Genomic DNA, 8,983 nt, shown 5'->3' on the forward strand with positions numbered 1-8,983 from the left:
GCTTATAGCTCAAAGTCATCAAAATCGCTGTCTGACAAGTCGGAGTCAATCTGACCGACTAAGTATGAGCTGATTTCTGTCTCTTGCGGCGCGACCTGTACGTTGTCAGATGATAGCCAAGTATTGATCCATGGAATTGGGTTTGATTTGGAGTTCGGGAACGCGGCTGGCAAGCCAACGGCTTCCATGCGCAAATTGGTAATATATTCGATATATTGGCACAGAATGTCTTTGTTTAGACCAATCATTGAGCCATCTTGGAATAGATAACCTGCCCATTCTTTTTCTTGCTCAGCAGCCTTACGGAATATTTCAATACTTTCTTCATAACACTCTGCGGCAATCTCGACCATCTCAGGATCGTCACGACCATTACGCATGAGATTAAGCATGTGCTGCGTACCAGTTAGATGCAGGGCTTCGTCACGAGCGATGAGCTTGATAATCTTGGCGTTACCTTCCATCAATTTACGTTCAGCAAAGGCGAATGAGCAGGCAAATGATACGTAAAAGCGGATGGCTTCTAGGACGTTGACGGCAACGATACACAGATACATCTGCTTTTTCAGTGATTTTAGATCGACGGTGATTTGCTCGCCATTGATGTTGTGCGTGCCAGCACCGTACAAGCTATAGAGCTGCGAGTTGCGATATAGCTCATCATAGTATTGGGCAATATCAGAGGCACGCTCTAAAATGTGCTCATTTTGCATGATGTCATCAAAGACAATGTTGGGATCGTTGACGATGTTACGAATGATATGGGTATAGCTGCGAGAGTGAATGGTCTCAGAAAACGACCATGTCTCAATCCATGTTTCTAGTTCAGGGATAGACACCAGCGGCAATAGCACCACGTTTGGACTACGACCTTGAATAGAGTCGAGTAGGGTTTGGTATTTGAGGTTGCTCAAAAATATGTGCTGTTCATGTGAGGACAGATTACTAAAATCGATACGGTCTTTTGATACATCAACTTCTTCTGGACGCCAAAAAAACGACAGCTGTTTTTCGATTAACTGTTCAAAGATAGGGTGCTTTTGTTGATCATAGCGTGCCACGTTGACTGGCTGACCAAAAAACATCGGTTCTTTTAGGGCATTGTTTGGCGTTTGAGAAAAAATTGAGTAGGTCATAAGACTGCCTTTATAATGGATACGGTGATAAATCTGTATGTAAAAATATTAGGTTATAGGGATGGATAGTAGAGTGTTATACACTCTAGTTATAAGTTCTCTAGCGATATTTGTTCTGGTGTCTGTCCATCATTCATATACGCTTTGAATATCTCACTCAGCTCACTATCATCGAGTGCTTCTAATTCATCTAGCGCACTCTTGCGTAGGGTGTCTGCATCAGCGTCTTCTGCTAAATTTTTTATACTTTTTTTGGCTCTCGACGCGGGTTTTTTGGCTGTTTTTGTTGTGCCTTTTTTGGCGACGGCTGCTGTTGGTGCTTCACTGATATCTAACTGCTGACGCACCGCTGCAATATCAACCTCGACTTGTACGATATGCGAGCCACCATCGTCTAGCTCTGAAAATACATTCGGGATAAACAAGCCACCGTCTTTGATGATTGCGGTATATTGCACATGACCTCCGTCGTTTTATTGTTTGTGTATTTCAATGATACGCCCTAAATTAAATACTCCATTTGATGCCTATCAGCGGATTTTCTTCAGCTTTTTGTTGCCAATACATCATATTCTCATTATCTGCTTCAGTGCCTTTAGCGCTCAACTTTTTATAATACTTTTCTAGCCTATGAATGGCCAAACGACTGCCTTGATCAGCCAAGGCTTCAAGTTTAGGTAGCATGTTTTTGACACAATCAGCATCTGAGCTGTCAAAGTCCTCATCGATCATCATCGCTTCTGTTTCGATTGACCCTGCTTTTATGAGTAAATTAAAAACCTGAGTCGGATCGTCATTTGTCCAAAGCGGATTGGCCTTGCTGATGCCGCCATCTAAGGACATAGCCACACCTAGTATCAGCTCGTCCACATACTCTGGACGGGTAGTTTTATAATATTCAACCAGCTTTTCTAAGTAAGTGATGGCTTGATAGTCATCTTTTGGCACGTATTCGCCTAAGTAGTAATAGCCAAATAGGCTTATCAATTCTTTTACAGCCTCGCTTTGCGATAAAATGTCACCCATTGATAGAGCGCCTAGTATTTGGTCACTGTCTTCAAAATCGTAGTTAGCACCCGTCGGGCTGAAGCTACCAATATCAGCATTCATAAGGTATTCTTCAGCGAACTGACGCTTGAGCTGGATGTATTGGGCAGCTTCCTTATTTACGGTCACGGCAGCGTCACGTTTAATGACAGGATGGCTCAATGTTTCTCTATAGTAGTAGCCACATTGGTCACGTGTATTAACTGCTACTTCTTCATTATTTGTCGTTTCAGCATAACTGCTAGTCGCTAACACTAGCGCTGATAGTAGTAATGAGATTTTAAGGTTTTTCATAAACCATCCTTAGTGTTTTTGATATTGATTTGCTACGCTTTTTTCTCTATGTCTCGTTTTAACAAATAAGCATAACCTTTAGTCGTTACCCAAATTCCTAAAAAGGCAATCAGTGAAACGATGCCTATACTGACAAAAGCGGTGGGTAACACTTTTGGGTGAAATAGGGATATGAATAACTCTTGTTTGTCTTCATCCAGATAAAAGAAGTAAATGAGGACTAACGGTATCCAAGAAAAAGTAATAATGTTAAATATGCTTTTTCGAGCAAATACAAGCTGTTCATGCGCTGTCATCAATCGTTTTTGCTGCTTATAAAATAGGTGAGAGATCAATATCGATATACCGATAGAAATGATGCCTACCAGCCCTCCTGATATACCAAATACATATAACACAGTGATGGTTGTCCAGAATAGGGCGCAAAGCATCAGTGAATATTGTTCTAAAGAAGGTTTCATTCTAGGCATAATATATTCTTTTATAAATTTTAGTGTTGGTTTGCTTAAGACATAGGGTGCATTCAACGTAACCCATAAAATAAACGATATTCGCTCTATGGTTGGCGCGTCGCCAGACTGTCATATACTTTGTTGTTTTCTCTTTTGCCAACTGCTAATACATAAACTACTACCACGTCATCTTTGACGGTATATACCAGACGATAACCTATGGTGCGTAATTTGATTTTATAAGTATTCGTGTGTCCAGAGAGTTTTGACGCAGGCACATGAGGGTTTGATAGTCGCTGCTGTAATTTTTTCTTAAACTGTTGCTGAATACTTGGCGCTATCTTTTTCCACTCTTTTAACGCTAATGGGTGAAACTCAAGACTATAAGTCATCTAAATCGACCTTTATAGGTGTTTGCCCATCATTTGACCGTGCGCTCACGGTTTGGCTGAGTGCCATATCGTCCATCGCTTCCATCATGCGCTCAAACACGTCTGATGACACTAAGTAAGCCACGGGTTTGTTGTGGTTTAAAATAGCAACTGATTCACCATCCGACTGTTTAATCAATGCAGAAGGATTGTTTTTTAGCTCTGAGATACTGGCTGTTTGTGTCGCAAATATTGGTTGCATAACGTATTCTCCGTTAAAATTAAGCTCTAAATATAGGGCTAATTTTAGCATGAAAATCCGGTCTTATTTGTTACTGTGTTCAATTTAAATATTTGGGGTAGCCAATCCCGCCTACCGCTTGTATCTGCTTTGCCCTGACGCAAGAGAAAACCTACGATTTTCTGAGAGCCATCGTCGTCAGCAGGATATCGCTATAGTCGCGGCTAAAAATCCTTGCTAGGGCGTCTTTCTTTTTTCTTAACAACTTTCTATGCTTTAAAGTAGGTTGGTGTCGAGGCACGAGACCCAACGTATTATTCAATTAAAATCGTTGGGTGTCGCAAGCTCCACCCAACCTACGCTTGATTAGCTTTCAAAACAACAATTTAAAAACCTTTTTAGCTTTCTATGCCTTTTACTACTTATCAAAGGCGCAAATTGTCTCATATTATCTGCACTAAATAACTTAAAGCCATCCGCAATAATACTATGAGCTTCACGAACACTATCGTTTAATTTTTCATTCTCTTTGATCACTTTGCTAAGTTCTTTGAGAGTTGTCTTGTCCTCATCAAAATCATTTAAACGATCAAGAGTTGTTTTGTTGTTTAGAATCATGGCTTTAATTTTGATTCTATTAGTAAGATAGTTTAGACCTTTCAAATCACCTAAGTTATCAGAAATGTAGAAAGGATTTTGAACGTCTTTTCCTGTTCTAACCTCTTCAAGCTCAATCTCAGGTTTTGTAGCTCTACGCTGTATTGCAATAATGGAGCTCTTACTATGTTTCATTTGTTCTAACTTGTCGTATAGTCTATCAAGACCTTCAGACTTTATAGCTCTATAAATGCTCTCAATCTTCTTCCAGTCAGTTTCTATTTCATTTAACTTTATATAATTTTCAGCAATACTCAATTTAGCTAACTTTATATTCTCAATTTTGTTTGAGTAATCAATCTCTTTGCTAAGTTTGTTGCTCAAGGACGTAAAGTTTTCTCCAAAATACTTCTTGCCACAGTCATTTCCTAAATTAGTCAACCTACCAGATTCAGTTTCAACAATACATCCAATATTATGAGGTGTGCGACAATTTGATAAACCGCATCTACCCTTATTTGGAAGTTCATATTTATTAATAACTTGCTTTAATTTTTCCTTCTTAGGATCTAATGAGTCAGTATATCCACTCATTTTATAAATATCATCCCAAGTATTAATTCTCAAAAAATGCTTTTTACTAACTGAAATATTCAAATTCTTATCCCTCTTAGCAACTTATACTTAATAGTGCTAAGGTGTCGAAGCACCCTAACACTAAACCATTGAGGTTAGACTAATAACCTATGCTATTTTTCTAGCACTAGCGTGTTCAATGTTTAAGTTTATGTATCCGTTAAGTCCATTTCCTATTCTAGCTAGCTCTATCATTTTGTTAACATGATTAGAACCAGTTATTGAATAGTTATACAGATACATACCACCTTTCTTAAAACGCACAATTATAAAATCGTTACCGACCTCATATGCGCCTATACCAGAGTTACCATCGATATCACGATATTTCTCCATGCTCACTTCTCCTGAGCTGAAACATTTGCGACTATCAATTCACGGTTTATTTGGACAAGGGGTAAGTTTTAAATTAGAATAGCAGCCTGTATGTGGAGTACTACTCTATTTTCTTACCACTTGTGGAAGTCGATAGTCTTAACTCCCTGATATTGAATATTGGCGTATTCAGTATCTCCGATGGCATTGGTGATTTATCATCAATGCCATTTTTATTTTCTTCTATCGTCTATTTCTTGTGCTACCCCCTTATACACACCTTTCATACCACTCATAAATTGACCTGTATTAGCATCTCTCTTAATTGAGTGTTCAGAGTTACTAGGATGCTTAATTTGAGTTCGACCTATCACTGAACCTCTGCGAGTATTACGTCCCGTATTCTTAGCCATGAGCTATTGACCTCTTTGTTTGATTAATTCGAGAAAAATTTACTTTTGTTACCGTGGTTTCACCTCCTTTGTCGACATAAACGTAATTATCACGTTCTCTGTATTTCAACAGAGAACGTGATACCTAAAAAACCCTAAATCTTACATGCACCGCCAGCACAATCATCTTCCATATCCGCTTGGGCATCATTCGCACCATCACGAGTGTTATGGTAGTACAACGTCTTCACACCCATCTTATAAGCGTTTAGCAAGTCTTTTAGCAATATCTTCATCGGTACACGGCCACCAGCATAACGAACAGGGTCGTAGTTAGTATTAGCAGAGATACTTTGATCGACGAATTTCTGCATGATAGCGACCAGCTTTAGGTAACCGTCATTGTTTGGCATTTGCCATAGTAGCTCGTACTGATCTTTTAGCTTATCAATCTCAGGCACGACTTGCTTTAAGATGCCATCTTTTGAGGCTTTGATAGAGACCAGACCACGTGGTGGCTCGATACCGTTGGTCGCGTTGGCGATCTGACTTGAGGTCTCAGACGGCATCAAGGCGGTTAGGGTAGAGTTGCGTAGACCGTGCTCGGTGATCTCGCCACGTAGCGTTTCCCAATCTAGATGTAGCGGCTCTTGGCAGATTTTATCCAAGTCGGCTTTGTACGTATCAATCGGCAAGATACCTTGTGAGTAAGTCGTCTCATTGAACGCAGGGCACGCGCCTTGCTCTTTTGCCAATTTGTTTGAGGCTTTTAAGAGATAGAATTGCAATGCTTCAAACGTTTGATGGGTCAGACCAAGCGCGCTGTCATCAGAGTAGCGTGCGCCATTCTTAGCTAAGTAGTAAGCATAGTTAATCACGCCCACACCGAGCGTACGACGACGCATGCTGCCGTTTTGAGCCGCTTTTACTGGATAGTCTTGATAATCGAGCAGGGCATCAAGCGCACGGACGATTAGCTCAGCTGGCTCTTCGATGTCGCTGACGTTTTCGACTTTACCCAAGTTGACCGCTGATAACGTACAAAGGGCGATTTCGCCTGCTTCGTCATTGATGTTATCCAGTGGCTTAGTCGGTAGGGCGATTTCCATGCATAGGTTTGACTGGCGAATCGGGGCAACGGCCGCGTCAAATGGGCTATGGGTGTTGCAATGGTCGACGTTTTGGATATAGATACGACCCGTGCTGGCGCGCTCTTGCATCATCAGGCTGAACAAGTCAGCAGCTGGGATCTGGCGGCTACGGACGTTAGGATCGTTTTCGTACTTAGTATATAGCGCTTCGAATTTGTCTTGATCTTCAAAGAACGCATCATACAAGCCTGGTGTGTCACCTGGTGAGAACAGCGAGATGTCTTGCCCTTTGATTAGGCGCGTGTACATGGTTTTATTTAACTGCACGCCGTAGTCCATGTGACGCACACGGTTGTCTTCGACACCGCGGTTGTTTTTGAGTACCAGTAACGACTCAACTTCTAAATGCCATAGCGGGTAGAATAGGGTCGCAGCACCACCACGTACGCCACCTTGTGAGCAGCATTTAACCGCAGTTTGGAATAGTTTATAGAATGGGATACAACCAGTATGCTGTGCTTCGCCGCCACGGATAGGGCTACCAAGGGCACGGATACGACCCGCGTTGATGCCGATACCAGCGCGCTGTGACACATAGCGTACGATGGCGCTGGTGGTCGCGTTGATAGAGTCTAGGCTGTCACCACATTCGATGAGTACGCACGAGCTGAACTGACGCGATGGGGTACGCACGCCTGCCATGATAGGCGTTGGCAGTGAGATTTTGAATTGTGAGGTTGCATCGTAAAAGCGTTTTACGAAATCAAGTCGATCCGACTTGTCATACTGGCTAAACAAGCACATACCGACCAGCATATATAAGAACTGCGGGCTTTCAAACACGGTCTTGTTGACACGGTCTTGGACGAGGTACTTACCAGCCATTTGCTCGACAGCGGCATACGCAAGGTTCATATCACGCCAATGATCGAGATATTCTTCTAACTCATCAAACTCAGCACGGCTATAGTCAGCTAGGATATGCTCGTCATACTTGCCAGCATCCGTCAGAGTTTTGACATGATCATACAGATGCGGAGGCGTGAATTTGTTATAAGCAATCTTACGCAAATGGAAGATGGCTAAGCGCGCGGCTAGATATTGATAATCAGGCGTGGTTTCAGAAATCAGGTCAGCAGCAGACTTAATGATGGTTTCGTGAATGTCACGAGTCTTGATGCCTTCATAAAACTGGATGTGCGACTTTAGCTCAACTTGTGAGACCGACACATTGTCCAAATCGTGAGCTGCCCACTCGATTACCTTATGAATTTTATCCAAATCAATAAGTTCTAATCGTCCGTCACGTTTGGTCACTTTGATTTTGTCGATATGTGTCATGCTGGCCTCTATTTTTGGTTGCTTATATTATTCGTCAAACGGTAAAGCCCGCTCAACGTTTTTTATCAAACTACTGCTAAAACTGCGTTGAATAATGGCGTTAGCTACTCTTTTTTAAGGCAAAAAACTGCCGATACCCGTAGTGATGACTAAAATCACTGAGCACTAGATGTAGCGTGTTTATTAATTGGTAGACACAATATAGCGGGAATTTTTTGAAAATACTATATTGATTTTATCGAAATTATATGTTGTATCTGGAGAAGATGCTGCTGTTTTATCAGCAACTAAAGGTAGGATAAGGGCTAGCCAAGATTGGTTAAAAAATAAAATATTTTGTAAAAAATAGGTTGCACTTTTATTTTTATATCGTAGCTAAGAAATAGCGATTTATAGCTGTAAAAAGCTGAATAATAAGGGCGAAGATTGTACATCAAACCATAAAAAATCGCCACCCATATATTACTACTGATGAGTGACGATTCGGACGAAAAAGGAGCTATCGTTTTCTAAGCAATCTATAAAACCATGCGGACCGTTTTGGCATTATCCAGTGCGGCATAAAGTGCATTAACTTGCTCAGCAGCAGTTAGGTATAGATTGACGCGGGCTGAGTGAAAACGCCCCGTTCTTGATGGCTTGACTTCGATAGACGCCAAATCGAAATCAGGGAACTGACTACCTAAGATAAGTTTGACTTCGTTCAGCAGGCTCTCATGCTCGCCTTCATGACCAATGATGCTTAATGGGTAGTTCATTGGAAACTCCCAAAGCTCAGGGTTTTGAATATCCGTTTTTTTGCCTTTTATGACACCTTCATTGGGTGTTAAGTCTGTCATCTTCACTGCTTTTTTGGGATCATCACTCATGATGTATGTGCCTCGCTTTTATTAAAATGTTAGCTCCTAAGAGACTTATTGGCTATTTATAGTGGTGCTGATCTTATTATTCAAGTGCAGTCATAAGATACTGCTATGACTTGGAGTTAGAGTAGCCTATATTTTTTTACAGTTAGCTAGGGCGTGTCATCAATTAAGCCAAACGACACAAGAAACTAAGTGAATGGCACT

General features: G+C 41.2%; 10 protein-coding genes. All 10 read right to left on the reverse strand.

Features of this window, described 5'->3' with window-relative positions:
* Positions 1–2 precede the first annotated feature (2 nt).
* The gene (nrdB, locus tag EI164_RS12395) at positions 3–1,136 is read right to left on the reverse strand and encodes a class Ia ribonucleoside-diphosphate reductase subunit beta (RefSeq protein ID WP_192520260.1); all 1,134 of its coding nucleotides are present in this window, start codon (positions 1,134–1,136) and stop codon (positions 3–5) included.
* Between the two features lie 89 nt (positions 1,137–1,225).
* On the reverse strand, positions 1,226–1,594 hold the full coding sequence (locus EI164_RS12400; RefSeq protein ID WP_192520261.1) for a hypothetical protein: 369 nt from the start codon (positions 1,592–1,594) through the stop codon (positions 1,226–1,228).
* Between the two features lie 49 nt (positions 1,595–1,643).
* Complete coding sequence (locus EI164_RS12405; protein WP_192520262.1) at positions 1,644–2,477, reverse strand: hypothetical protein; 834 nt, start codon at positions 2,475–2,477, stop codon at positions 1,644–1,646.
* A gap of 32 nt (positions 2,478–2,509) precedes the next feature.
* Positions 2,510–2,947 carry an ABZJ_00895 family protein gene (locus EI164_RS12410; protein WP_192520263.1) on the reverse strand — a complete coding sequence of 146 codons (438 nt, stop codon included), beginning with the start codon at positions 2,945–2,947 and terminating at the stop codon, positions 2,510–2,512.
* A gap of 86 nt (positions 2,948–3,033) precedes the next feature.
* Positions 3,034–3,321 (reverse strand): type II toxin-antitoxin system RelE family toxin, encoded by a 288-nt coding sequence (locus EI164_RS12415; RefSeq protein WP_192520264.1) that lies wholly within the window; start codon positions 3,319–3,321, stop codon positions 3,034–3,036.
* The gene (locus EI164_RS12420) at positions 3,311–3,562 is read right to left on the reverse strand and encodes a type II toxin-antitoxin system Phd/YefM family antitoxin (protein ID WP_192520265.1); all 252 of its coding nucleotides are present in this window, start codon (positions 3,560–3,562) and stop codon (positions 3,311–3,313) included. The genes EI164_RS12415 and EI164_RS12420 overlap by 11 nt, the downstream gene beginning before the upstream one ends.
* Before the next feature lie 345 nt (positions 3,563–3,907).
* Positions 3,908–4,795 carry a hypothetical protein gene (locus EI164_RS12425; RefSeq protein WP_192520266.1) on the reverse strand — a complete coding sequence of 296 codons (888 nt, stop codon included), beginning with the start codon at positions 4,793–4,795 and terminating at the stop codon, positions 3,908–3,910.
* 87 nt (positions 4,796–4,882) lie between these two features.
* Positions 4,883–5,110: a hypothetical protein gene (locus tag EI164_RS12430; RefSeq protein ID WP_192520267.1), complete on the reverse strand. Its 228-nt coding sequence runs from the start codon at positions 5,108–5,110 to the stop codon at positions 4,883–4,885.
* Positions 5,111–5,636: 526 nt separating this feature from the next.
* The gene (gene nrdA, locus EI164_RS12435) at positions 5,637–7,913 is read right to left on the reverse strand and encodes a class 1a ribonucleoside-diphosphate reductase subunit alpha (protein ID WP_192520268.1); all 2,277 of its coding nucleotides are present in this window, start codon (positions 7,911–7,913) and stop codon (positions 5,637–5,639) included.
* Between the two features lie 518 nt (positions 7,914–8,431).
* Positions 8,432–8,752: a YbeD family protein gene (locus tag EI164_RS12440; protein WP_192520269.1), complete on the reverse strand. Its 321-nt coding sequence runs from the start codon at positions 8,750–8,752 to the stop codon at positions 8,432–8,434.
* Positions 8,753–8,983 lie beyond the last annotated feature (231 nt).

It is taken from the genome of Psychrobacter sp. FME13 (assembly GCF_014861395.1).
In the GTDB taxonomy this organism is placed as follows: Bacteria; Pseudomonadota; Gammaproteobacteria; order Pseudomonadales; family Moraxellaceae; genus Psychrobacter.